Raw genomic sequence first — 24,593 nt, forward strand, 5'->3', positions numbered from 1 at the left:
TTGTCTCAAAATAAACTCACATAACCAGCCAGGAGTAAACATGAAAAACCTAATCACTTTTTTAGGGTTGTTGCTAATTATTTCATTCGGTTTAACAACCCAATCCGCAGCTCAAAAATCAGAAAGAATCGGAAAGATATTCAAGAAAGCCGAGGCGCATGCTCTTTTTGGAAGAGTATTTGGCACTGCCGAAATATCTAAAGCAGATCTTTTAAAGGCAGTTAAAAAAGCCGGAAAGTATATGTACTTTAATTTAAAGAATGGCAAGCCGGTGGTTGTTGATGCAAAAAGAAGATCTTTAATTGATAACTCAATAGGAATAAATGAACATTCCATTTCAACATCAATTAATTCCAACTCAATAGGAGAATTTAGAACCCCCGAAACGTCGATTAATGAAAATGAAATTTACGCGGTTTATAGTACCGAGGTTGTTGAAGAATTTTTGGCACTTGATGATTTACAAGTAGTACTAATTGAGAGAAGAGGAGGCGTTATTTCACTCTCAACTGAAAATAATGTACTTGAAATGTCTACAATGTGCCCACCATATTGTCTTGATTGAATATGGGATTAGCTGATTTTTTTAGAATAATTTATTCAGTCGGATTCATTATTTGGATTTTCCCTCCTATCAGGCAATTCAGAACTCCACTTTTTTATTTTTTTTTAATACTGGCGATTGGAGATACGTTTAGCCTGGGATATAGCTTCCTTCTTAGCAAAAGTATTCCGTTAGGATACTTTGTTGCAATTAGTTTTCTCCTTATAATTTCACTAACTGATAAAGTTGTTTTAATGAGGCACAAGTATTTGATCTTAGCTATTTGGGTTATGCTTGTCATCGGTCTATTTAATGTGAGATTAGAAACTAGTTATTATTTCATTTTAGTTGCTCTATTGCATTCAATAATCTTTATTATGATATTAAAATTATTCATAATGAGTTACGTTAATTATTCAAAAATTAATTTCTTTTTATTAATGTTATTGTTTTATCAGACCACTATTCTTTTCAAAGTTTTAAATATGGCAATAGGATTTGCAGATGCAGCAGCTTTCTTTATTATTACAAGCATTGCCCAAATCATCTTTGGACTCTACTTTTCAATCGTTAGAGCGGATCGATCGGAATTTATTACTAAGCTTTGAGAATCCATTATTCTTCGCACTCATTGTGGTTGTAGTTGTTCTGGTTGTAATGTTTATCTTTTACCGGTTTATAATTATTCCGATGAGGGTAAAACATTTAATCCAGGAAGAAAAGCTGCGGCTTCAGCAGGCTGAAATGATGGCAAAATTTGCCGAGTTTTCCCCCGACATAATTTTGCGTGTTGATGTTGAGGGAAAAATAATTCTTGCTAACAATACCGCTCATAAAGCGTTTCACCATAGTCATCAGCTTCTCGGTGAGCAAATTCAAAACCTACTTCCCTTCTTAATAGATGTAAATATAGAGCAGATTATTGATAATAATATAATTACCGATTACAGTTATCAACTAAATAATTCTCACTTTCAATTTTTACTTGCGGGAGTTGCAAAGTTTAATGTTTGCCAGGTTTACGGGAGAGATATTTCACAGCTCAAAAAAACTGAGGAGAATCTTATTGACGCGCTTGGCAGAGCCGAGGAATCAAAAAAACTTAAAGAGTTTTTCTTAGCTCAAATTTCACACGAGATAAGATCTCCCCTAAATGTTATTGTTGGATATTCTGATTACCTCAAAGATGAATTATTAAGAGAAGGCATCCCCGATTATTCTCCAATTCTTTTGGCAATAAAAAATAACAGCAAGCGACTTTATAGAACTTTTGATCTTCTACTGAACATGTCCCAAATTCATGCGGGTAAGTATGAACCACGCTTCGAAAAAGTAAATCTGCAAGCTTTAATACTTACCATACTCGAGGAGTATAATTCACTTGCTCAGGAAAAAGAATTAAATATTGAATTTGTAAATGAACTACAGCCCGAATTTTCAATATTAATAGACTACTACAGCATTATTCACGCGTTTTCTAATCTATTAGATAATGCCATCAAATACACCGATTCCGGCAAAATCGAAATAAGAATCAGGCGAGATGATAAATATGTTTGCGTTGATTTTAAAGATACCGGGAAAGGTATGGGGAAGGAATATATTGATAGACTATTCACTCCGTTTACTCAGGAAGAAATGGGGTATACAAGAAAGTATGATGGCACCGGATTGGGATTGGCCATCGTAAAAAATTATATTGATCAGAACGGGGGAAAAATTCACGTTAAATCAGAAATAAATAAAGGTACAACATTTACCGTTTTATTAAAGGAAGGATATAAATGGGCACAGCAATTCAAAAACCCAAACTTCTAATTACTGAGGATGATTACGAGAATCAGAAATTTCTCAATTTATTTTTAAAAAAATATTTTGCTATAGATATGTGCGACTCATCCGAAACATTTTATGCTCATATCAACAACGAGCAGTATGACATTATCTTAATGGATATTTCAATTAAGGGGAAGAAAAATGGATTGGACCTTACACGCGAAATGAGGCAAAACCCAAAGTATCTCGATACGCCAATAATTTGTTACACAGCTCATGCATATAATATAGATAGATTAAATGCTCTTGATGCGGGATGCGATATTTATATAAGCAAGCCATCGGACATAAAGTATCTGCTTAAATCGATGTTTCAGCTTCTGGAATCTAAGGGAAAAATATTATATGGTAATGGAATTTCCGAATCTGAATGTTATTGCACATCATAAAAAAAGCCCGGCTAAACCCGGGCTTAATTTTTAATAACGGTAGTAATCGGGCTTAAATGGTCCCTCTACTTTAACCCCAATATATTTAGCCTGCTTTTCATTCAACAAATCAAGCTCAACGCCAATTTTTGATAGATGAAGCATTGCTACCTTTTCATCTAAATGTTTAGGAAGCATATATACTTTATTTTCATAGTTATCTGAATTATTCCACAATTCTATTTGAGCAAGAACCTGATTCGTGAAAGAATTCGACATCACAAATGAAGGATGACCCGTTGCACAGCCAAGATTGACTAATCTTCCTTCAGCTAATACAATTATATCTTTACCATCAATTGTATATTTATCAACTTGCGGTTTAATTGTATCTCTTGTGTTTCCATAATTATCATTAAGCCAGGCCATGTCAATTTCGTTATCAAAATGACCGATGTTACAAACAATTGCTTTATCTTTCATTTTTTTGAAATGTTGTTCCGAAATGATATCAACATTACCGGTTGCCGTTACAACAATATCAGCACGCGGAATAGCGTCAATCATTTTTTTAACTTCGTATCCGTCCATTGCCGCTTGAAGAGCACATATTGGATCAATTTCCGTTACAATTACTCTAACGCCAGCACTTCTCAAACTTTGGGCAGATCCTTTTCCAACATCACCATAACCGGCTACAACTGCAACTTTACCAGCCATCATTAAATCGGTTGCTCTTCTAATCGCATCAACCAATGATTCACGGCATCCATATTTATTATCAAATTTTGATTTGGTAACAGAATCGTTTACATTAATTGCCGGGATTTGTAAAGTACCTTTTTCAACTCTTTCATATAAACGATGAACACCAGTAGTTGTTTCTTCTGAGATTCCCTTGATACCGGAAATTAATTCGGGAAATTTATCAAGTACCATATTAGTAAGGTCACCTCCATCATCAAGAATCATGTTTAGCGGTTTTTTATCTTCACCAAAGAATAATGTTTGTTCAATACACCAATCAAATTCTTCCAGGTTCATTCCCTTCCAAGCATAAACAGGAATTCCCGCTGCTGCAATTGCGGCGGCGGCATGATCTTGAGTAGAAAATATATTGCATGATGACCATTTTACTTCGGCACCTAATTCGATGAGTGTTTCAATTAATACTGCAGTTTGAATCGTCATATGCAAACAACCGGCAATGCGGGCACCCTTTAAGGGTTTTGATTTTCCATAGTCCGCACGAAGCGTCATTAATCCGGGCATTTCAGCTTCAGCCAATGATATTTCTTTTCTTCCCCATTCGGCAAGTGACATATCTTTTACTTTATAATTTAGTTGTTTTGTATCTAATGCTTGACTCATTTTTTTCCTCTTTCTTAAATATATTTCTTAAATGTCGAAACAAGATCCAATTGTTCCCATGTGAAATCCTTATCATTTCTTCCGAAATGACCATAGGAAGAAGTCTTTTGGTAAATTGGTCTTCTCAATTTTAATCTTGTAATAATTCCTTTAGGAGTTAAATCAACTTCCTTTTTAATCATCTCCGCTATTTTGATATCGGAAATTTTACCGGTTCCTTTAGTATCAACAAATATTGAAACAGGTTCAGCAACTCCGATTGCATAAGCAACTTGCACTAAACATTCTTTAGCTAGTTTTGCCGCAACAACATTCTTAGCAATATGACGGGCGGCATAAGTTGCGCTTCGATCAACTTTAGATGGATCTTTACCACTAAAAGCACCACCGCCATGTGGTGCCCATCCACCGTAAGTATCTACAATAATCTTTCTTCCAGTTAACCCACTATCGCCATGAGGACCGCCAATTTCAAAACGACCGGTAGGATTAACATAATACTTTGTTTTTTTATCTAGATATTTCGAAGGTATAATTGCTTTAATTATATGCTGAATAACATCTGCATTAATTTTATTCTGACTTACATTTCCATCATGCTGAGTTGATATTACTACAGTATCCACTCGTAATGGTTTTCCATTATCATCATATTCAATCGTTACTTGAGATTTGGCGTCGGGTCTTAAGTATGGCATTAATTTTAAATTTTTCTTTCTAACATCCGAAAGTTTTTTTACTAGTTTGTGGGCATAAACAATTGGCATTGGCATATATTCCGGCGTTTGATCGCATGCATAACCAAACATAATTCCCTGATCTCCGGCACCGCCTTTATCAACACCCATGGCGATATCTGGAGATTGAGAATGAATTGCGTTGAGAACGCCGCAAGATTCGGAATCAAATTTATATTCAGCTTTAGTATAGCCTATATTTTTAATTGTGTTTCGAACAACTTTTTCAATATCTATATATGCTTTAGTTGTAACTTCACCACCAACTACTACTAATCCGGTTGTTACAAAAGTCTCGCACGCAACACGGGCATTAGGGTCTTGGGAAAAGATCGCGTCTAAAACTCCATCCGAAATTGCATCACATACTTTATCCGGATGCCCTTCCGAAACAGATTCTGAAGTAAATAAGTATGACATTTATTCCTCTTTTTTATAATTAGTTAAATTCTATTTCTGATGAATCGCCTGCATTAAGTTTTTTAAAACTACTTTTTACTAAAGCGTTATTGCCGATTATTGAATCCTTAAGCATAGCTTTTTCAATTCTTGCGCCCGAGTTAACTATGGTATTTTTGATGATTGAATCTATGATCTCACAATTATCCGAAATTGTAGTAAATGGTCCAATAATTGAGTTTTCAACAATGGCGCTTTCTGCTATATAAACTGGATCAACAATTACAACACTATCGTATATTTTGTGAGTTCCACCATTCTTTAGTAAAAATTGATTTGTATTAAGAAGAGTTTCTGGTTTCCCGCAATCATACCAGCCTTCAACTGGAAATGTAGTAAAATATTCACCTTTGTTAATCATTATCTGCAACGCATCAGTAAGCTGGAACTCCCCTTTTGTTCTAATATCTTTGTCAAATAATTCGTTTAAAGATTCAACAAGTAATCTCGAATCTTTAATATAATACAAACCTACCAGAGCAAGCTTAGAAATTGGTTCTTTGGGTTTTTCAACTAAGCGAACGATCTGATCATCTTTGCAAATCGCCACACCAAAGCGGGAAGGATCTTCTACGCTTTTAACACCTAGAGCGCTAGTTTTACTTTGAAATACTTTAGACAGATTAACATCAAAAACTGTATCGCCAAGAATAATAAAGATCTCTTCATCATCAAATGTTTCTGACGCCACGGATATAGCGTGACCTAATCCCAGTGCAATTTCTTGAGTAACGAACTTTGCATCCAACTCAGGATATGTGTTTGTTACATATTCCACAACTTTTTCACCAAGGTAACCTATAACAAAGGTGGCTTTAAATATTTTTTCAGCAATTAGTTTTTCAATAATGTGACCGATGATGGGTTTACCACCAACATTTAATAATACTTTTGGAAGAGAATATGTATGCGGCTTTAGACGTGTACCAATACCTGCAACCGGTATTACTGCCCTCATTACTACCTTTATAATTAAATTGGTTTCAAATTTACTTAATACCGTTGCTTTAATCAAACATGGGCAAGAGATAAGTAAAATTCTTGTTTAATGTTATTAACCTTATTTCTAACTTGCGCTAAGAATAAATAGCCATGTGTACAAAACCAGTGCATATCAAGAATCGTATATCTGAATTATTTGGAATTACTTATCCAATCATTCAGGCGGGAATGGTTTGGGTTAGCGGATGGAGATTAGCTTCGGCAGTTTCTGATAATGGTGGATTGGGTTTAATTGGTGCCGGTTCAATGAAACCGTTGCTGCTTTCAGAACATATTAAAAAGTGTTTCGCCGCAACTAATAAACCGTTTGGAGTCAACATTCCACTATTAAGAGGTGATGCTGAAGATTTAATAAATACTGTAATAAATGAAAATGTTAAGATTGTATTCACATCAGCTGGTCACCCTGGTAAATATATTGATCTACTCAAAAAAAATAATATCATCGTAGTACATGTAGTCCCTACTTTAAAATATGCTTTAAAAGCTGAAAGCGTTGGATGCGACGCGGTGGTTGGTGAAGGAGTTGAGGCCGGAGGTCATAATGGCACCGATGAAATTACTACATTTTCTTTGATCCCTCAGCTCTCATCAAATTTAAAAATTCCTATTGTCGCGGCTGGTGGTATTGTTAATGGTGCCGGTATATTAGCAGCTTTATCATTAGGCGCTGAAGGAGTTCAGATTGGAACCTTGTTCGCCGCCACGGAAGAGTCATCCGCGCATATTAATTATAAAAATGCTATTATAAATTCCTCTGATACTGACTCTGTACTAATTCTCAAAAAAATTGGATTGGTACGTGCATTAAAGAACAATTTCACCACTGTTATTCAAAAAGCCGAATCCGAGAACATTAAAGCTGATGATTTGAAATTACTCCTTGGTTCTAAAAGAGAGATGCATGGTATTTTTGAGGGAGATACTATTGAGGGATTACTTGAAGCTGGTCAGGGTTCTGGCCTAATAAAAAAAATAAGCACTGTTAGGGATACTATAAATTTATTAGTTGAAGATTTCGATAATAACCTAGCAAGAATAAATGAAATGGCCAATATTAGATGAAGAATAAATATATTTCATACCGTTATGAACTTCGTTTGGAAAGCGGAGAGATAAAAAATTTTGAGTTTCTTATTGATAAGAATGATTTAAATCTGGTTGAAAAAACAGAACCCATTAAGCCTTACTGGGCTCTTCGCAAAGAATTTGGATGTGTTAATGATAAGTGCGATCTAAAACCTGATGATTATTGCCCGATAGCTCTCACTACAAATAAATTAATAAGTCACTTTCATGATATTTCTTCAACTGTTCGAGTTGCGGTAAAAGTAATCTCAAATGATAGGATATATTCTAAGGAAACATCCTTTCAGCAGGCGGTATCCAGTATTTCCGGCATACTTATGAGTACTTGTGGCTGCCCAATTCTTGGTAAACTCAAACCACTTGTTAGATTTCATCTTCCATTTTCAACTTTAGAAGAAACGGAGTTTCGTGTTTTCTCGATGTTTTTACTTGCTCAATATTTTAAGGAACGCAACGGTTTAACAGTATCAGAAAATTTCGATGAGTTAAAAGAATTATATGCTGAAATACAGGTAATTAATAGATTGTCTGCCCAAAAAATTCAAGAAATTGAGCGGAGCGACGCAACTATAAATGGTTTGGTGATACTTGATACCTTTGCTCTCTCTGTTACATTTAATTTAGATGATGACGACTTCACCCAAATGGAATCATTATTTTCTGAGTGGTTGAAACCTACCAAGAAAAGTGAATAGTTTTTCTTTTCACCCCTCACTATTATGCCATAGATATCAATTAATATTCAGAAAATTTGAAGGTCCGATACTGGTTTGGGGTTGAACTATCCCCCACAAACTTGGGTTATATTGTATTGAGGAGATTCACTTTTCTAATTAATTATAGCTATTTTAACTAAAAAGAAGGAATTCTTTATGGAATCGTATCCAGCAATTTTGACTTTACATATTATATTTGCCGGAATCTGGCTTGTAAATTTTATTTTGGATTTTCCCATAAGAAAAATGATAAAAAATACTGCCGGTAGTGTCAGTCAAAAAACTTATATATCTATATACCTTTATTTAATCAATCTGCTTGGTATGATAGGCGCAATTGGTATTTTAGTTACCGGAATTTCGCTGGTATTATTAAATCCCGGGTACAATTTTTTTCAAATGAGCGCAAATCACTGGCTTGCATCAAAACAAATATTAATGGTTATTCTTTTAATAGTTCTGGGAGCTTTCCTTATTCCCACAGCAAGAAAATTAAGATTGGGGCTTCAAGCAAATAGCGATAATTCTGATACACTCTCTGCGGGCGTTTACAGTAATCTGAAAAAACTTTTTAAACTAAATACAATCATTAACTTTATAGTGCTTATTAATTTTCTTTTTGCGATTACTCATAATTTTATAGGATAAAATGAAACAGCTTTTGCTGCTTGGTTCAACTGGTTCTATAGGTTTAAATACCCTTGAGTTGGTTAGAACATTCCCCGATAAATTTTCGATATCCGGTTTATCCGCTAATGAAAATATTGATGAACTTCATAAACAAATATTAGAGTTCAATCCTCATAAAGCCGCAGTTCGAAATGTTGAAAAAGCAAAAATATTAAGAGAAATGGTAGGCAATAAATGTGAAATTCTCTCGGGGGATCAGGGAATTTTAGAAATAACTCGCAATTCTGATTATGATGTTTTCGTCTCAGCTCTTGTTGGTTTTGCAGGTTTAACGCCTACAATTGAAGCGATAAAAAAGAAAAAACGAATTGCTTTGGCAAATAAGGAAACATTGGTTGTTGCAGGAGAAATTGTTTCTTTACTTTGTAATGAATACGATGTTGATTTACTTCCAATCGATTCTGAGCATAGCGCCATTTTTCAGTCCCTTGTTGGAGAGAATAGACGTCGAATCAATAAAATAATTTTGACCGCCTCAGGCGGACCATTTCGTGAGAAACCAATTGGTGAGTTAAATAAGGTAACTGTGAAAGAGGCACTAAATCATCCAAATTGGAAAATGGGAAATAAAATAACCATTGATTCGGCAAGTATGATGAATAAAGGTCTCGAGGTGATTGAGGCTTATTGGTTATTTAATCTTCCTAAAGAAAAAATTGAAGTGGTGATTCATCCGCAATCTATAATTCACTCAATGGTAGAATTTATTGACGGCTCCATAAAAGCACAACTTAGCACGCCCGACATGAAACTTCCCATTTTGTACGCCCTAACTTATCCAGATAGATTAAGTTATAATGGTGTAGCTACTGACTTTAAAAAAATAAATCAAATGACGTTTTTTGAGCCAGATTTTAATAAATTTAGGTGTTTAAAACTGGCATATGATGTAATTGAGATTGGCGGTACTGCTCCTTGTGTCTTGAATGCCGCTAATGAGATTGCTGTAGAAAAATTTTTAGAGGGCAAAATAAAATTTTTACAGATTCCCGAAATAATTTTACAAGCGCTTGAAAAAATAAAAATTGAAAAATCAGCATCTCTGGAAACAATTATCGAAGCAGATTTTTTAACACGAGATTATCTGAAAAGAATATTTAACTAAAAGAGAACTAAATGGACTACTTAATATATTTTATTGTCACTATAGCAATACTGGTTTTTGTTCATGAGTTCGGACATTTTGCCGCGGCAAAAATCTCTAAGATGAGGGTGGATGTATTTGCTATTGGGTTTGGTAAAAGACTCTTTGGCTTTAATAAACTAACCGGGTTCACTTTTGGAAACCTTCCTACCGATTTCGATGGACAAGGAAATACTGATTACAGATTATGTCTCCTTCCTTTTGGAGGATATGTAAAAATTACAGGCATGGTTGATGAAAGTCTTGATACAAAATCACTAGAATCTGAACCAAAACCGTATGAGTTTAGAGCCAAATCTACTATCGCTAAATTATTTGTTATTACTGCCGGTGTTGCAATGAATCTACTGCTGACATTAGTAATATTTTGGGGTATTAATTTCTTTCAAGGTAAACAGGTATTTAATACTACCACAATTCATAGAATTGAAAGCGATAGTAAAGCCGCTGAGGTTGGATTTAAGTCGGGCGATTCTATAGTTGAGATTAATGGTGTCTTTGTTAATAATTGGGATGATGTAGTAGAAAATCTTATCGCCAAAAATTTAACTACCGACGCTACGGTTACTGTTTACCGCGATAGCGCGAAAGTGAATTTGAACATTCCAAGAAAATTTATAAACGATTCGGCTCAAGAGGGTTTTTTCTTAGTTCCGTCACCATCACAACCGGTAATAATTGAGGTGGTAAAAAATTCGCCAGCAGAAGACGCCGGATTAAAACCCCGCGACATCATTCTTGAAATGAATAATGAGGTTTTAACTGATGGATTAATGATAAACAATATTATTACTTCAAATAAAACTTCTGAAATTTCTATTGTATTACTGAGAGATCTTGATACAATCAGAACGATGGTTAAACCAAGCATGGAAGGTAAAATTGGAATTTCACATTCATTAGCTTATACGGGAAACATTACATACAAGACATATGGGTTCTTAACTTCAATTACTCAAAGCTTTGCAAACGCAGCCGATTATACAGTATTAACTCTCTCTATGCTAAAGAATGTTATAACCGGAAAAATTGAATTTAAGCAAGCCTTTGGTGGACCAGTTAAAATTGCGCAGTTTGCAGCTAAAAGTGCAGACACCGGAATAATCGCTTTCTTATACTTTTTAGCTATGCTAAGTTTGAGCCTTGCTATTATTAATATACTTCCATTCCCTGTTTTAGATGGTGGACATTTTGTGATAATTTTAATTGAGGGATTGTTCAGAAGAGAATTGCCTCTAAAGGTAAAAATCGTAATTCAAAATACTGGCTTCGCTATTCTATTGTTATTAATGGCGTTTATTATTTATAATGATCTTATAAGTCTCTAATTTGCTTCGAGGCTCTTCCATTGTGAAGAGCCTTTTTTATATAGAACGGATTTAATGATGAAAAAAATCATCTCGCTATACCTCCTCTTCATATTAAATTTTCTGATCTATCCCCAATCTGAAAAAGAATATCAAATTGATGAAATAGTAATTACTTCCGGAAGAATATCGATCCCCTCCTCTGATTTAAATAGAAATTTATTCGTAATTACTAATAAAGATTTGCGTAAGCTACCTGCCACAAATATTATTGACATCTTGAAATTTATTTCATCCGTTGATTTAAGATCACGAGGAGTTGAAGGAGTTCAATCTGATATATCTATTAGAGGTGGAAATTTTGAACAAACTTTAATTATGATTGATGGAGTAAAAATTAGCGATCCACAAACTGGGCACCACAATTTAAATCTCCCCCTTTCGATTGATAACATTGATAGAATTGAAATTCTAAAGGGAGAAGGATCCCGCAGTTTTGGGGCAAACGCATTCAGCGGAGCAATTAACTTTATTACCAAAAAAGAAAAGTCTAGTACACTTTCAATATCAATTCTCGGCGGTCAAAATAATCTATTTGAAACTGCCGTTAGCGGCTCATTACCTATTTTTTTTAGCACTAACAATTTTTCATTGAGTAAAAAGAAGTCGGATGGATATAGGCACAACACGAATTTCGATATAACCAATTTCACTTTTAATCAAACTTTGTCCTTTAATAAAGCTGTTCTTAATTTGTTCACTGGCTATATAGACAAAAAATTTGATGCAAATAGTTTTTACAGTGACCGATTTCCTGATCAATGGGAACATACAAAAACCAAGATGGCGCACTTAACCTCAGAGGTTGAACTTTCTGGAATAATTATCTCTCCAAAAATTTATTGGCGCGAAAATGATGATGATTACCGACTAGATAACAATAGACCCGAATGGTATCGCAATATTCATAAGACAAATTCTTATGGTTTCGAGATTCAATCAACATTCAAAAGTATGATAGGAAAAATTAGCTTTGGTGCAGAGGTCGCCTGGGATGAGATTATCAGTTCGAATTTGGGGAATCACAAAAGGAGCAAAAGAGGTTTATTTCTCGAAAATATTTTTGAACCGCTTGAAAAAATATCAATTTCGATTGGCGGGTTTGCGTATAATTATACCAATATTGGCTGGCAGATATGGCCGGGAATTAATGCCGGCTACCAATTAAGTAATGAAGTGAGAATTTTTAGTTCTTATGGTAAAGCATTCAGAATTCCGACTTTTACAGAACTTTTCTACACAAGTCCCGCCAACATGGGAAATCCTCTTCTTATTCATGAACAAACTAATAATTTTGAAATTGGCGCCAGATATAAGAATAATTATATACAAGCAAATTTTGCTCTATTTATTAAAAATGGTAATAATATTATTGATTGGGTGAGAAGGTCTTATGATGAACCATGGAGAGTTGAAAATGTTACTGAGATTCAGACAAGAGGAATCGAGCTTTCTTTTTCATTGGACTCAAGCTATATTTTTGATTATGAGCCTATTAGAAATATTAACTTCGGTTACACGTATCTAAATTCAAATCGTAAGGCGGGAATTTATGAATCGCGTTATTTGTTAGATCATCTTAAACATCACTTTGTACTTAGCATATCTAACAAGCTACCATTCTCAGTTAATCAAAATTGGATTTTGCGGTTTGAAGAGAGAGAACACTTCAATTCAAATTTTATTATCAACACTCAATTCACAAAAAAAATAAATCATTTCGATATATATATACTTCTCTCAAACATATTCAATTCAAGCAATTTTGATCTAAGCGGAATTCCTTTACCAGGTAGGTTAATTAGCGCGGGTGTGAAATTTCACTTATCCGATAAATCAAATTAAGATTGAATGCCGGCAACAAACCGGCATTCATAAATTATGTTCATTGCTACTTTTTATCGTCCAGCTTAAACATCACTGGGATTGTAACTTCTGCTTTTACTTTCTTGCCATCTTTAATTGCCGGTAAAAATTCTGTTGCTTTTATAGCAGCAATTGCCGCTTCAGCCAATACTGGATTCCCATCATTTGCCAATGTGGCGTTAATAACTTTTCCATCTTCTCCCACAACTGCCTTTATTAATACTTTACCCTGAATTTTTTCTGCTTTTGCTGATTCAGGATAAACAACATTTTGCAGTATGGCTTTCATTCCTCCTACCGGCATTGGGTGTTCGCCTTCTTTCTCCTGAGCATAGTGTGAGGTAAAAGAAGCAACTAAAATAATTATTAGAAAAAGTATTTTGATATTTTTCATACTAACTCCTATTGTAATTTAAATACTATTGGTATTGCGACCTGTACTTTTACAGGTTTACCCTTTTGTTTGCCTGGCAAAAATTTTGTTCTTTTAACGGCATTCTCAGCGGCGCTGTCCAATGCTGTATTAGTACCTTTTAGCAATTCCGTTTTAACCACATCACCATCTTCATTTATAAATGCTTTAACAAAAACTTTACCCTGAATCCCACTTTCTTTTGCCTCTTTTGGATAAACAACATTTTTCATTAATGCTTGAATTCCTCCCACAGGCATTGGTGTTTCTTCAACAGACACAAAATAAAAATCTTCCTTTGGAGGAAGCTTTTCCTCTTTATTATTATTACAACTTGCCAAACCGATCATCAACCAAAGAAAGAATAGTTTTTTCATTATGCACCTCATAAATTTGCTTTTATTGCTGTCTGTTTTAGATTATTCGCTTCGATCTGTACAACCGGAATACTATTAAGAAGAAGTTCAACTTCTTTTTGTTTATAATTTATCTGCTCTATTGATTGATCCAATTGATGTTGATAAGTGCGAAGGTCATAATAAAACAGTATGGAAACTATAAACATTACCAGCGCAAATGAATAGGCTAAAAGCGTGGAAAACTTAAAGTCTGGCAGAGTAAATTTATGTTTAGCTGTTTTTTCATAAAGTGTATTCAAGATTTTTTTATCCAACTGATGTGGATATTCCTCGATTATTTCCTCAGATGATTTTTTCAATTCATATATAGTTTTAAAATAATCGCGCGCTTTTTCATCAACAGCTAATAACTGGAATAGCTGGGGCTCCATTGATTTATGCAGTTCCTTGTCAAAATATTGCTCAATAGTATTTTTAGTTTGCTCATTCATAATATTCACCATTCCCATTTATATCTAAATTATTTTCTTTGTGAGTCTTGATACTAATTTTACTCTTGTCTTGTGCAACCTACTTTTAACTAACTCCTCCGGAATTCCCAATAATTCAGAAATTTCCTTGTATGAATATTGTCCATATTCTTTGAGAACAAAAACTTCCTTTTGATCAAGAGGAATCTTCTCTAACTCCTCTAATACAATATTTCGTATTTCATTTAACTCTACTTGCAGTTCAACATCCTCCCCCGAGTCAATTTCTACTTCTGCAGAATCAGAAACATTGAACTTATCAACATGTACTTTTTTAGTTCTGAAGTACGAATAGATTTCATTTCTAATTGAGGTAAAAAGCCAAAACTCAACTCTTTCTTTATCCCTAATTTTATCCAAATTTTCAAATAACCGTATAAAAACATTTTGAATTAAATCCTCGCATAACATTTTATCGTACAGCATACGAATCGCATAATTGTATAATCGCTTTTTATGCTGATTATAAATCAGAGTAAATTCAATTATTTTTTGCGAATTATTCTTCAAAGTTTCTTTTTCTTTTTATAAAAGATGCTTCAACACAGAAAATGTTGCCGGTAGAAATTAATAATTTTAGAATAATTTATTGAATTGTGGCAAGAATGGTGTTTTGAACATTAAACAATTCTTCTGAATTCTGTGAGTTTGAGGAACTAGCAGTGCATTCATAGAATTTGTCCTTGAATTTGAACAGCACAACTCGAATTTTGGAATTGCCTTGACCTGTATACTCATAGGCTAAAAATTTGGTGTGATTCACCTGGAAGAACTCTTCATTCAAAAAAGATAAAGGTGCGTTTCCAACCTTTGCTTTGCGAAAAGCAAAATTTAATCGTTTTAATTCTGGCAATCCCCCAATCACTAATTGGTTGGCAGTGGAAGAATCCACATTGATTGGTATAAAACTAATAGAGGCCGAATAATCTTCTTTGATAAGCCATATTTCATTGATTCGAAATTCATTATCCTCTGCAATGAACCAACCCTTTGGAAGAATCACAGAGATTGCGCCCGATTGTGATGATACTTTACCGCTTGTGAGAGGGTAATCGGAAAAATAGAGAGAGTTAATTTTTCCCGAACATGCTGATATAATAACAATCAACCCAATCGATAAGTATTTGAAAAATTTTTTATTCATGATATTAAATATATAAAGAAATCTAATTTTGCCCGATCATAATTTCATCCGCTACCTTATTCAATTTTACATTTTCACTAATCTTGAAAATAATAGATACCCTTATGGCTTAAAACTTTTTTGAGGCTAATTCAATTATTGGTTTTATATCTATTGGTTTTATAATTTTGTTTAGGATGTAAAAGCAATATTAATTTTATTTAGATTACAATCTGTTAATTCATGAGGTATTGCCATGGATGTTGAAATACTTGCACGACTTCAGTTTGCCTTCACAATCGCATTCCATTACATATATCCGCCATTAAGTATTGGACTAGGAGTTTTGCTCGTAGTTATGGAAGCGATGTATCTCAAAACAAAAAACAAACTTTACGAAAATATGACAAGGTTTTGGGTTAAAGTTTTTGCGTTAACCTTTGCGATTGGTGTAGCAACCGGTATTGTTATGGAATTTGAATTTGGTACAAATTGGTCAACCTATTCTCGTTTTGTTGGCGATGTGTTTGGAAGCGCGTTAGCCGCAGAGGGAATATTTGCCTTTTTTCTCGAATCTGGTTTCTTAGCAATATTAGTTTTCGGATGGAATAAAGTATCCCCAAAAGTTCACTTCTTTTCAACTATAATGGTCTCACTTGGATCAATGATGAGTGCTGTATGGATTGTTATTGCAAATTCTTGGCAGCAAACCCCTGCTGGATTTCATATTGTGGGAGAAGGAATAAACGCCAGAGCTGAAATAACAGATTTCTGGGAAATGGTTTTTAATCCTTCATCAATGGAAAGATTAGCGCATGTACTATCCGGGGCATGGCTTGCGGGTGCCTTTTTAGTTTTAAGTGTGAGCGCTTATTACATTCTTAAAAACAAGCATATTGAATTCGCGAAATCTTCATTCAAAATTGCCGCTGGATTAGCATTATTTGCCTCCCTCTTTCAATTATATACGGGACATCAAAGCGCAGTTGGTATAAGCAAGACTCAACCGGCAAAACTTGCGGCGTTTGAAGCTCACTTCGATTCATCAGCCGCAGGTGATTTATATTTATTCGGATGGGTAAATGAAGAACAGCAGGAAGTAAAATTTGGCGCTAGAATTCCCGGAATGTTGAGTTATCTTGTTTATGGCGATTCAAAAAAACCTATTACCGGATTAAATTCTTTTAAACCGGAGGACAGACCTCCTGTTAATATAGTATTTCAAAGTTATCATGTGATGGTTGCTATTGGATTTATGTTAATCGCCCTCGGGATAATAGCCGTATTTTCGTGGCGCTCTGATAAAATGTTTAGTAAGAAATGGTTGATGAGAATTTTTATTTTCGCAGTTCTGGGACCTCAAATCGCAAATCAACTTGGATGGATTTCGGCCGAAGTGGGCAGACAACCATGGATAGTATATGGTTTATTGAGAACATCTGAAGGGCTTTCAAAAGTAGTATCAGCCGAACAAATCATGTTCTCATTAATATTATTCATGATTATATATTCTCTTCTTTTTGTGTTGTTCATATATCTTCTTAACGAAAAAATTAAACATGGCCCCGAGCATACAGAATTAATTAGTTCGGAATACCAAAATCAAAAATCAATACTGAAATAATTTTTAATTAAGGAAGATGTTTTATGGAATTCACATTCGACTTAAATACAATTTGGTTCATTCTAATTGGTGTGTTGCTCACGGGATACGCAATACTGGATGGATTTGATCTTGGTGTTGGAGCGCTTCACCTTTTAGTAAAAGATGATACTGAACGAAGGATTATGTTAAATTCAATTGGCCCTGTTTGGGATGGCAATGAAGTTTGGCTTGTAACTGGAGGGGGAGCTTTGTTTGCGGCGTTTCCTCATGTATACGCAACGGTGTTCTCCGGTTTTTATACTGCCTTTATGCTTCTATTATTTGGTTTGATTTTTAGAGCGGTTGCAATTGAATTTAGAAGTAAAGAAAAGATGAAATGGTGGCGGAATATGTGGGATACCGCATTCTGTGTATCAAGTATCTTAATTGCGTTTTTAATGGGAGTCGCGCTAGGAAATTTAATTGCGGGGATTCCGTTAGATGCGGAAAAGGAATTCGCCGGTAGCTTTTTAAGTTTGATCAATCCTTATACAATAATGGTTGGTATTACAACTGTCGCACTGTTTATGATGCATGGTTCAATATATGCGGTAATGAAAACCGAAGGTTCTCTTCAATCAAAAATTAGAGGATGGGTTAATAATACTATTATATTTTTTGTAATATGTTATGTAACCACAACAATGTACACTTTAATTTATTATCCCCACATGGTTCAGCATTTTAAAGAGCAGCCTTTGTTTTTTGTAGTTGCGATTTTAAATATGCTGGCAATAGCAAATATTCCGAGAGAAATATTTCACAAAAGAGATTTTTTAGCTTTTCTCTCTTCATGCGCAAGTATTGCCGCATTACTAATTTTATTTGCAATTGGCTTATTCCCCAACATTGTGCTTTCAAATCCCAATCCAGAATTTTCTCTAAATATTTATAACGCGGCTTCATCCCAAAAAACACTAAACATTATGCTTATTGTTGCGGCAATCGGCGTTCCTTTTGTACTGGCCTACACAATAAGTATTTATTGGGTATTTAGGGGAAAGGTAAAATTAGATAATATGAGTTATTGATTATTGCAGATAATTGGAGACTAAAGATGCTGAACGAGACACCTTCACAACAAAATATAGTTATAGCTTATGAACGTATTAAAAATCAGATTCACCATACCCCAATATTAGCATCAACATCATTAAATAAAATATTTGGGTGTAAATTATTCTTTAAGTGTGAAAATTTTCAGAAAGTCGGCGCATTTAAATTTAGAGGCGCAAGCAATGCTCTTCTTTCAATTGATAATGAGATGCTCAAAAACGGAGTAGCGACACACTCATCGGGCAACCACGCGGCGGCATTGGCACTTGCGGCAAAAATGAAAAACGTTCCCGCATATATTGTTATGCCGAGAACCGCTCCTCAAATTAAAAAAGATGCAGTCGCGGGGTACGGGGCAAAAATTATATTGTGCGAACCTACTCTACAAGCTCGAGAATCGACACTCGCTAAAATTGTTGAAGAAACCGGGGCTACTTTTATTCATCCTTATGATGATTATTCCGTTATTGCCGGACAAGCCACTTGCGCTTATGAAATTTTTGGAGAGCAGCATGATTTAGACTACTTGATTGCTCCAACCGGCGGAGGTGGTTTATTGAGCGGGACCTGCTTGAGTGCTAAATATTTTTCCCCTAAAACAAAAGTCATTGGTGCTGAACCAAAGGGCGCGGATGACGCATTTCGTTCCATTCGTGACGGAATTATCTATCCCAGTATTAATCCCAAAACTATATGCGACGGACTTTTAACTCAGCTAAGCGAGAGAACATTTGCAATTATAAATGAAAATGTAGATAAAATTATAACAGTGACAGAAGAGTCAATTATTTCATCAATGAAAATGATTTGGGAAAGAATGAAAATTATAATTGAACCATCCTGCGCGGTAACATTGGCAGTTGTGATGGAAAATCAAGAATTATTTAAAGATGCAAAAATTGGCTTAATACTTACAGGGGGCAATGTTGATTTGAACAAGTTGCCCTGGAATATTTAATTACATTGCTTGGTAAGTTTTTTATCCTTGCAATCTTCTTTGTTGACTTAGTTTACTAGTTATTGAAGATGATTCAGAATCAATTCTGAAATGGCTTATTAAGTTCATTAAATTGTTAGTAAGATTATTTAAATCCTCCGCTGCACGGGCTATCTGTTGAATTCCAGCGGCACTTTCTGACGTAACATTATTAATACTTTCAATATTTTTACTTATCTCCTCGGCTGTGGCATTCTGTTCTTCGCTAGCCGCAGAAACTTGTACAACAAGATCTGTTAACTTATCTGAGTTTTCTACAATTTCGTTTAGTACATCTCCGGCTTTATGCGCGTGTTTCTTTCCCTCTTCAACTTCTGATTTCCCAATTTTCATTGAATTTACAGCTTCGTTTGTCTCACTTTGTATCTGTACAATCATACTGGAAATTTCTTTTGTTGCCTTGGAGGTTCGTTCAGCCAGTTTTCTCACTTCATCGGCTACAACCGCAAACCCTCTTCCCTGTTCACCGGCTCTTGCGGCTTCAATAGCCGCGTTAAGCGCCAATAAATTTGTTTGATCAGCGATTTCTTCAATGACCTCAACTATTTCACCAATTTTTTCACTGTTCTTTCCAAGAGTAAAAACAACATCGGCGCTTTTATTAACTACCAGATCAATTTTGTTCATACCAACGATGGTTTCGCTCACAATATGTCCCCCTGTTCTCGCTTTCTCATGTGCGTCTTTTGCTGTCTCTGCGGCTTGGTTTGTGTTCTTTGTTGTTTCAAATATGGTTCTTGTCATTTCATCAATCGAGCGAACTATTTCATTAGTTTGTGCGGCTTGCTCCTGAGCCCCCGCTGCCATTTCTTCCGCTGATGATGATATTTGTGAACTGGCGCTTGCTGTAGCTTCAATTGCCTCTGAGATTTTTTCAATCAGTTCTCTTGTATTCGTTACAGCTAAATTAAATCCGTTAAAAAGTTTTCCAATCTCATCATCCTCTTTTTCTGCTTTAACAAATGCATTTAAATCTCCCTTAGCAAATTTATTCATCTCCAATAAAATGACGTTTGTATTTCTTTCAAGATATTCATGTTCATCACTTGCTTGTTGGTGAGCAATTTTAGCCTCTTCTGCCGATCTTTCCGCGATTATTGTTTTTTCTTTTATATTTTCTCGGTCAAGACTAATGCTCTTTGCCATGTTATTGAAGGTTGCACCTAAATTTCCAATTTCATCATTGGATTTAACATTAACTCTTACGGAAAAATCACCTCCCGCCAATTTTTCTGCCGCGCTGTTCAATTCCCGGATTGGAGCGCCAATTTTATTGCTAATAAACACTGAGAAGAATAGCACAATAGCTACCAATAAGCTTGAGCTAATATACATTTGATTTAATGAGTCATCACTCATCGTAATCAACTCAGTGGAAGCTAAAGAATAATTTTGTTTTTCTTTTTCTACTAATTTTGCTGTTATCTCCGAAAGTTCTTCGGTCAATTTATCAAACTTATCCATCACCATATTTCCGGCTTCAACGCTAATCAAATACTCAGCGAACATCTCTTCGCCAGTTAATTTATATCTATTGGATAGAGCAGTAATACTTTTCATTGTGTTTACTAATTCAATATCATCGCTAAAATCTTCTCCCAGTTTTATTATAATATTTTTTGTTTCATCATATATTGCAATTGCTTCTTCATCAATTACTTTTCTCTCTTTTGTGAGCGCCGCATCAGTAAATATTTCTCCAAGGTGCATTATGTGGAATGCCAAATTCTGCACCAGCATCATTTTTTCATTTTGTTTTGAGATTATTGTTACATCTGATTTATATTCCACCAGCACACCTCTTAACAAAAATAGTGCTATAGAAATAAGAAATAATATTATTGCAAATCCCCCGAAAATTTTTCTACCAACCGTAAGTTTCATTAATGTGCCATTTATTAAAAGTTTATTAGTAATCTTGAGCCAACAACAACGCAGTTATTTGTGCTTGGGCAATAAGATGGGTTAATTATGTACTGAATATCGGGCTGTAACTTCATCCATGGTGTAATACCAAACAGATAAGTTGCCTCGATGTTTAATTCAAAAGGTTTTATGTCATCGCCTTCAGTATTAAAAATAAAATTTCTGTATGAATCGGAATTACGTGAGAATGCGAACGCAATGCCAAATTCATTGTCCTTACCAACCAAGTTGAATCCTCGAAAATATAATCCTGAACCCGCATAAAAAGTAACTGGATTCACATTCTTATTTGCATATCCTATTCTTCCAAAAAGCATCATATCCTCTCCTGTAGAAGAAGAGAAAAGATTCCTTTCTGCCGTTATATAAATTCCAAAGTTGTTCTGCGGGTTACTTAATTCTATTTCACCGCTTGACCAAAAGTTATTATTTAGTGATTTAGTTGAATACCTCCATGCACCTATTCCTAATTTATAATTAAGTTTTTCATCAATTGAATTAACAAAACCAAATTCCATGGCGGTAAGTAATCCATCACGTTTGTTGAAAATAATATGCGTGCCATAAGGATTATCGGCGTGACCGGGTACGCCATCCATAATTGCCGATAAAAGATAGAATGATTGGTTCTGGTATTTCAATCTTAGGGAGGCTGACGTTGTTGGGAATATTGATGGTCCATTTACTCCGCTCTTTGAAATGTCATCACCAATACCATGAGAGGGATTTATAAATAGAGCTGAGCTCTCTCTATTATCAAATTCAGAATTATAATCGTACAGTCCTGCCGCAACTGAGAATTTATTATCAAAGAATGATTGTTCAAAAAGTAGTTGATATAGCTTCCAGGTAGGTGTAGTTTCAATATTACTAAGTCCCATAGATGAACCAACTAGTTCATTGGGAGATCCGCCGCTGTTTCCAAGAAATTGTGTAACTAAACTAGCACTCGATAATCCTACAAATTTTTCAAGATCGAATGATAGTATTATATCAGTATTATCGAGAAAGACCGAGCCACTTCTTGTCCCGCCTCGCAAATTACTAAGGAAATCTGCTTTGTAACCTACAACTAAATCAATACCGTAATCGATTAATTGATTTCTATAACCGTTCCATTGACCGGTCAGAAATTCCCACTCATAGAAGGATAAACTTTTCGCTTCATCTTTCTCCTCTCCCGATGTCGCGTAAAAAGCTTTATCCGTTAATAATGAAGAAGATGAAAATTGAGCTAAAATTATTGTGGTATCAACTTGCGAATAGTTGGTTTCAACTGCTAAAAGCAGTATGAGGCTGAAGATAAATCTATAGCGGTGCATAGTCCTTTCATATTTTTGGACTATTATCGCTACAAAAGTGAATTAGTTAACAGTTTTCAAATGAAGAATAAAAATAAATATGTATTTAATTTCAAAGCATTTAATTACAAAATAGGGGGATTTAATTTAGTGTTGGGTGGATGAAAAATGCGGTATAAAAAAGCCGGGTTTAACCCCGGCCTTCTAATTCAATTACTTACCAAATTCCTTTCCGTGAATTTCTTCGATCTGTTTCATAATTACATCAATCTTTTCAATCTTCTCTTTCAATTCAATTTTATCCGGCTTCAGCTCAAATGCTTTTTGCAGACTTTGTTTTGCCTTGGCGTAATTTTTTTCTTTAAGAAAATTTTCCCCTTTTTGGAAATTATCATTAAAAGCTTCTTCAATTTCAACGGGGAGTTTTTTCATCCTAATTTGATCACCTTCAGTTTCAACGAGAGCCCGTTTAAATTCGGTTGGATAACCAACATTAACCGGCTGGAAATATTCGTTTTTAACAACGCCATCCATGTATTTTAAAATTAAAAACTCACCTAATTTTTTCCATCTCGAAACTGTATTTGTGGCAGATTCTATTGAGTAATTATTGAGGAATTCAATTGCATCTCTTTTAGAAATTTTTGCGAGCGCCAATGCTTTAGCTTCAATTTCCTGCTGCTGAGATAGATATGTTCCCTCTAACTCATATTGTACGTTTTTAACATCGTCAATCATTAAACTATACTTAGGATAAACTGAATTAGCAACAAAGTTAAACACCCAGAATGCTGAATCCCAGGTAAAATGAGCTAATGAACCAAGTCCCTTTTGAAAATTATATGGAATTTTTGTGATTGAAGAATATATAGGAGTATAGACAGTCATTCTTGTATCATCAACTCCAAACCACAATAAACCGCCAACTTCATTCGGCATCCATGAACGTGATTGTGTGATAAATGAAAATCCGGTTTGAGGTGTAGAGATAGGGCGCTCATTAAAATATCTTTCTCCTTCAAACTCCCATGTTAATGGTCGCCAGCGGTATGGCATACTGTAAGGACCGGCGGCAAGTCCTTTAGACATATCCAATTCTGTTCCTTCATATTGATCACGCATTAAACTCATAACATCATCAACGCCAAGTTTATTATCGGGCTTAATAAATAGAGGCATTCTCTCCATACTCTCACCTTTAATGTAGGAGAGATATTTATCCATTGTAGAATTACATCTTCTGAACATCGACCAAACACGAGCGTCGCAAAAACGAACCGCGCCAAAATCTAAAGGAGCAAATGCGGCCGAAAAATTAAATTCGGAATCTTTACCAGTGAAGTAACCTTTTTCACGTGCAAACGAAATTATATCTTTTGAATAGAGACAATTTTCGGGATCATTCAATGGAAATGTTGTAATTCGTGAGGCATTTGCATGACCAGCGATATATCCTTCGGGAATTCTAATTGCTACCCAATTTGCTCCTTTAACTCCGGGACCTTTACCAATCATTTCCATCATCCAAACTTCATTTGCGTCTGCAATAGAGAATGATTCGCCCGAACTGTAATATCCATATTCTTCAACAAGCTCACTCATTATTTTAATTGCTTCGCGCGCTGTTTTAGCACGTTGAAGCGTAATATATATTAAACTTCCATAATCAATTATTCCTTGAGGGTTTTCCAGCTCACTTCTTCCGCCAAATGTAGTTTCGGCAATAACAAGTTGATGCTCATTCATATTTCCAACAACGTTATAAGTCTGGCGGGCTTGTAATATTTTCCCTAAAAATTTTCCGGTATCCCATTCATAAACTTCGAGCATAGCTCCAGCGGGGTATCTTGCTGCGGCGTAATGATATAATTCTCCATAGAGATTGTAAGAATCCGCAGTGTAGGTTATCATTGTGGAGCCATCTTTTGAAGCTCCTTTAGTTACCAATAAGTTAGTGCAAGCAATACTTTGATTAGCCGCATATGATGCGAGTATCAGAATTATGATTAAGAATTTCTTCATACAATTTTCCATTATTTAATGAATTATGGCGTT

At 34.9% G+C, this 24,593-nt stretch carries 23 protein-coding genes; 12 read left to right on the forward strand and 11 right to left on the reverse strand.

Translation table 11 applies throughout. The features are described 5' to 3' along the window. The first annotated feature begins 40 nt into the window (after positions 1-40). From KF816_15925 to KF816_15935, 3 genes are all read left to right on the forward strand, one after another. Positions 41-565: a hypothetical protein gene (locus KF816_15925; GenBank protein MBX3009510.1), complete on the forward strand. Its 525-nt coding sequence runs from the start codon at positions 41-43 to the stop codon at positions 563-565. A gap of 483 nt (positions 566-1,048) precedes the next feature. Continuing rightward, the gene (locus tag KF816_15930; protein MBX3009511.1) at positions 1,049-2,362 is read left to right on the forward strand and encodes a GHKL domain-containing protein; all 1,314 of its coding nucleotides are present in this window, start codon (positions 1,049-1,051) and stop codon (positions 2,360-2,362) included. Continuing rightward, positions 2,329-2,769 (forward strand): response regulator, encoded by a 441-nt coding sequence (locus KF816_15935; protein MBX3009512.1) that lies wholly within the window; start codon positions 2,329-2,331, stop codon positions 2,767-2,769. The genes KF816_15930 and KF816_15935 overlap by 34 nt, the downstream gene beginning before the upstream one ends. Positions 2,770-2,799: 30 nt before the next feature. Here the strand turns inward: KF816_15935 and ahcY are convergent, their stop codons facing one another. The 3 genes from ahcY to KF816_15950 are packed head-to-tail and all read right to left on the reverse strand — an operon-like array spanning position 2,800 to position 6,273. Next, a complete protein-coding gene (gene ahcY / locus KF816_15940; GenBank protein MBX3009513.1) occupies positions 2,800-4,119 on the reverse strand; it encodes an adenosylhomocysteinase in 1,320 nt (439 codons plus the stop codon). A 14-nt stretch (positions 4,120-4,133) separates the two neighbouring features. Then, positions 4,134-5,276 carry a methionine adenosyltransferase gene (gene metK, locus KF816_15945; protein ID MBX3009514.1) on the reverse strand — a complete coding sequence of 381 codons (1,143 nt, stop codon included), beginning with the start codon at positions 5,274-5,276 and terminating at the stop codon, positions 4,134-4,136. A gap of 19 nt (positions 5,277-5,295) precedes the next feature. Further along, positions 5,296-6,273 (reverse strand): nucleotidyl transferase, encoded by a 978-nt coding sequence (locus KF816_15950; protein ID MBX3009515.1) that lies wholly within the window; start codon positions 6,271-6,273, stop codon positions 5,296-5,298. A 149-nt stretch (positions 6,274-6,422) separates the two neighbouring features. Between KF816_15950 and KF816_15955 the strand changes: the two genes are divergently transcribed. From KF816_15955 to KF816_15980, 6 genes are all read left to right on the forward strand, one after another. Then, positions 6,423-7,382, forward strand: coding sequence for a nitronate monooxygenase (locus KF816_15955; protein MBX3009516.1), 960 nt, complete (start codon positions 6,423-6,425; stop codon positions 7,380-7,382). After that, positions 7,379-8,101 carry a hypothetical protein gene (locus tag KF816_15960; protein ID MBX3009517.1) on the forward strand — a complete coding sequence of 241 codons (723 nt, stop codon included), beginning with the start codon at positions 7,379-7,381 and terminating at the stop codon, positions 8,099-8,101. The genes KF816_15955 and KF816_15960 overlap by 4 nt, the downstream gene beginning before the upstream one ends. A gap of 177 nt (positions 8,102-8,278) precedes the next feature. Next, entirely contained in the window at positions 8,279-8,770 is a 492-nt protein-coding gene (locus tag KF816_15965) for a hypothetical protein (GenBank protein MBX3009518.1), read from the forward strand. Position 8,771: 1 nt separating this feature from the next. Next, a complete protein-coding gene (gene dxr / locus KF816_15970; protein MBX3009519.1) occupies positions 8,772-9,917 on the forward strand; it encodes a 1-deoxy-D-xylulose-5-phosphate reductoisomerase in 1,146 nt (381 codons plus the stop codon). A gap of 11 nt (positions 9,918-9,928) precedes the next feature. Next, the gene (gene rseP, locus KF816_15975; protein ID MBX3009520.1) at positions 9,929-11,284 is read left to right on the forward strand and encodes an RIP metalloprotease RseP; all 1,356 of its coding nucleotides are present in this window, start codon (positions 9,929-9,931) and stop codon (positions 11,282-11,284) included. Between the two features lie 54 nt (positions 11,285-11,338). Then, positions 11,339-13,168, forward strand: coding sequence for a TonB-dependent receptor (locus tag KF816_15980; protein MBX3009521.1), 1,830 nt, complete (start codon positions 11,339-11,341; stop codon positions 13,166-13,168). Between the two features lie 46 nt (positions 13,169-13,214). Here the strand turns inward: KF816_15980 and KF816_15985 are convergent, their stop codons facing one another. From KF816_15985 to KF816_16005, 5 genes are all read right to left on the reverse strand, one after another. After that, positions 13,215-13,583 carry an energy transducer TonB gene (locus KF816_15985; GenBank protein MBX3009522.1) on the reverse strand — a complete coding sequence of 123 codons (369 nt, stop codon included), beginning with the start codon at positions 13,581-13,583 and terminating at the stop codon, positions 13,215-13,217. A gap of 8 nt (positions 13,584-13,591) precedes the next feature. After that, a complete protein-coding gene (locus KF816_15990) occupies positions 13,592-13,978 on the reverse strand; it encodes an energy transducer TonB (GenBank protein ID MBX3009523.1) in 387 nt (128 codons plus the stop codon). Between the two features lie 8 nt (positions 13,979-13,986). After that, positions 13,987-14,451 carry a hypothetical protein gene (locus tag KF816_15995; protein ID MBX3009524.1) on the reverse strand — a complete coding sequence of 155 codons (465 nt, stop codon included), beginning with the start codon at positions 14,449-14,451 and terminating at the stop codon, positions 13,987-13,989. 24 nt (positions 14,452-14,475) lie between these two features. Continuing rightward, on the reverse strand, positions 14,476-15,000 hold the full coding sequence (locus KF816_16000) for an RNA polymerase sigma factor (protein ID MBX3009525.1): 525 nt from the start codon (positions 14,998-15,000) through the stop codon (positions 14,476-14,478). 76 nt (positions 15,001-15,076) lie between these two features. Next, positions 15,077-15,634, reverse strand: coding sequence for a hypothetical protein (locus KF816_16005; GenBank protein MBX3009526.1), 558 nt, complete (start codon positions 15,632-15,634; stop codon positions 15,077-15,079). A 235-nt stretch (positions 15,635-15,869) separates the two neighbouring features. Between KF816_16005 and KF816_16010 the strand changes: the two genes are divergently transcribed. From KF816_16010 to KF816_16020, 3 genes are read left to right on the forward strand one after another with little or no spacing between them, the layout of a single operon-like run. Continuing rightward, positions 15,870-17,237 (forward strand): cytochrome ubiquinol oxidase subunit I, encoded by a 1,368-nt coding sequence (locus KF816_16010; GenBank protein ID MBX3009527.1) that lies wholly within the window; start codon positions 15,870-15,872, stop codon positions 17,235-17,237. Positions 17,238-17,260: 23 nt separating this feature from the next. Further along, positions 17,261-18,289 (forward strand): cytochrome d ubiquinol oxidase subunit II, encoded by a 1,029-nt coding sequence (gene cydB, locus KF816_16015; GenBank protein MBX3009528.1) that lies wholly within the window; start codon positions 17,261-17,263, stop codon positions 18,287-18,289. Positions 18,290-18,315: 26 nt separating this feature from the next. After that, positions 18,316-19,272 (forward strand): pyridoxal-phosphate dependent enzyme, encoded by a 957-nt coding sequence (locus KF816_16020; GenBank protein ID MBX3009529.1) that lies wholly within the window; start codon positions 18,316-18,318, stop codon positions 19,270-19,272. A 21-nt stretch (positions 19,273-19,293) separates the two neighbouring features. On the opposite strand, the gene KF816_16025 is transcribed toward KF816_16020, so the two are convergent. The 3 genes from KF816_16025 to KF816_16035 form a co-directional block, all read right to left on the reverse strand. Next, positions 19,294-21,195: a HAMP domain-containing protein gene (locus KF816_16025; GenBank protein MBX3009530.1), complete on the reverse strand. Its 1,902-nt coding sequence runs from the start codon at positions 21,193-21,195 to the stop codon at positions 19,294-19,296. Between the two features lie 14 nt (positions 21,196-21,209). Continuing rightward, complete coding sequence (locus KF816_16030) at positions 21,210-22,559, reverse strand: carbohydrate porin (GenBank protein ID MBX3009531.1); 1,350 nt, start codon at positions 22,557-22,559, stop codon at positions 21,210-21,212. 192 nt (positions 22,560-22,751) lie between these two features. Beyond that, positions 22,752-24,560 (reverse strand): C69 family dipeptidase, encoded by a 1,809-nt coding sequence (locus tag KF816_16035; protein ID MBX3009532.1) that lies wholly within the window; start codon positions 24,558-24,560, stop codon positions 22,752-22,754. Positions 24,561-24,593 lie beyond the last annotated feature (33 nt).

The organism is Melioribacteraceae bacterium (genome assembly GCA_019638015.1).
Lineage (GTDB): Bacteria > Bacteroidota > Ignavibacteria > Ignavibacteriales > Melioribacteraceae > JAHBUP01.

Bases quoted from the DNA above. Each gene is read 5' to 3' on its own strand.
- KF816_15965 (MBX3009518.1), top strand. From the start codon at position 8,279: ATGGAATCGTATCCAGCAATTTTGACTTTACATATTATATTTGCCGGA.
- KF816_15960 (MBX3009517.1), top strand. From the start codon at position 7,379: ATGAAGAATAAATATATTTCATACCGTTATGAACTTCGTTTGGAAAGC.
- KF816_15925 (MBX3009510.1), top strand. From the start codon at position 41: ATGAAAAACCTAATCACTTTTTTAGGGTTGTTGCTAATTATTTCATTC.
- KF816_16010 (MBX3009527.1), top strand. From the start codon at position 15,870: ATGGATGTTGAAATACTTGCACGACTTCAGTTTGCCTTCACAATCGCA.
- KF816_15950 (MBX3009515.1), bottom strand. From the start codon at position 6,273: ATGAGGGCAGTAATACCGGTTGCAGGTATTGGTACACGTCTAAAGCCG.
- KF816_15995 (MBX3009524.1), bottom strand. From the start codon at position 14,451: ATGAATGAGCAAACTAAAAATACTATTGAGCAATATTTTGACAAGGAA.
- rseP (MBX3009520.1), top strand. From the start codon at position 9,929: ATGGACTACTTAATATATTTTATTGTCACTATAGCAATACTGGTTTTT.
- dxr (MBX3009519.1), top strand. From the start codon at position 8,772: ATGAAACAGCTTTTGCTGCTTGGTTCAACTGGTTCTATAGGTTTAAAT.
- cydB (MBX3009528.1), top strand. From the start codon at position 17,261: ATGGAATTCACATTCGACTTAAATACAATTTGGTTCATTCTAATTGGT.
- KF816_16035 (MBX3009532.1), bottom strand. From the start codon at position 24,560: ATGAAGAAATTCTTAATCATAATTCTGATACTCGCATCATATGCGGCT.
- KF816_16020 (MBX3009529.1), top strand. From the start codon at position 18,316: ATGCTGAACGAGACACCTTCACAACAAAATATAGTTATAGCTTATGAA.
- KF816_15935 (MBX3009512.1), top strand. From the start codon at position 2,329: ATGGGCACAGCAATTCAAAAACCCAAACTTCTAATTACTGAGGATGAT.
- ahcY (MBX3009513.1), bottom strand. From the start codon at position 4,119: ATGAGTCAAGCATTAGATACAAAACAACTAAATTATAAAGTAAAAGAT.
- metK (MBX3009514.1), bottom strand. From the start codon at position 5,276: ATGTCATACTTATTTACTTCAGAATCTGTTTCGGAAGGGCATCCGGAT.
- KF816_16005 (MBX3009526.1), bottom strand. From the start codon at position 15,634: ATGAATAAAAAATTTTTCAAATACTTATCGATTGGGTTGATTGTTATT.
- KF816_15980 (MBX3009521.1), top strand. From the start codon at position 11,339: ATGATGAAAAAAATCATCTCGCTATACCTCCTCTTCATATTAAATTTT.
- KF816_16030 (MBX3009531.1), bottom strand. From the start codon at position 22,559: ATGCACCGCTATAGATTTATCTTCAGCCTCATACTGCTTTTAGCAGTT.
- KF816_15985 (MBX3009522.1), bottom strand. From the start codon at position 13,583: ATGAAAAATATCAAAATACTTTTTCTAATAATTATTTTAGTTGCTTCT.
- KF816_15990 (MBX3009523.1), bottom strand. From the start codon at position 13,978: ATGAAAAAACTATTCTTTCTTTGGTTGATGATCGGTTTGGCAAGTTGT.
- KF816_16025 (MBX3009530.1), bottom strand. From the start codon at position 21,195: ATGAAACTTACGGTTGGTAGAAAAATTTTCGGGGGATTTGCAATAATA.
- KF816_15930 (MBX3009511.1), top strand. From the start codon at position 1,049: ATGCAGCAGCTTTCTTTATTATTACAAGCATTGCCCAAATCATCTTTG.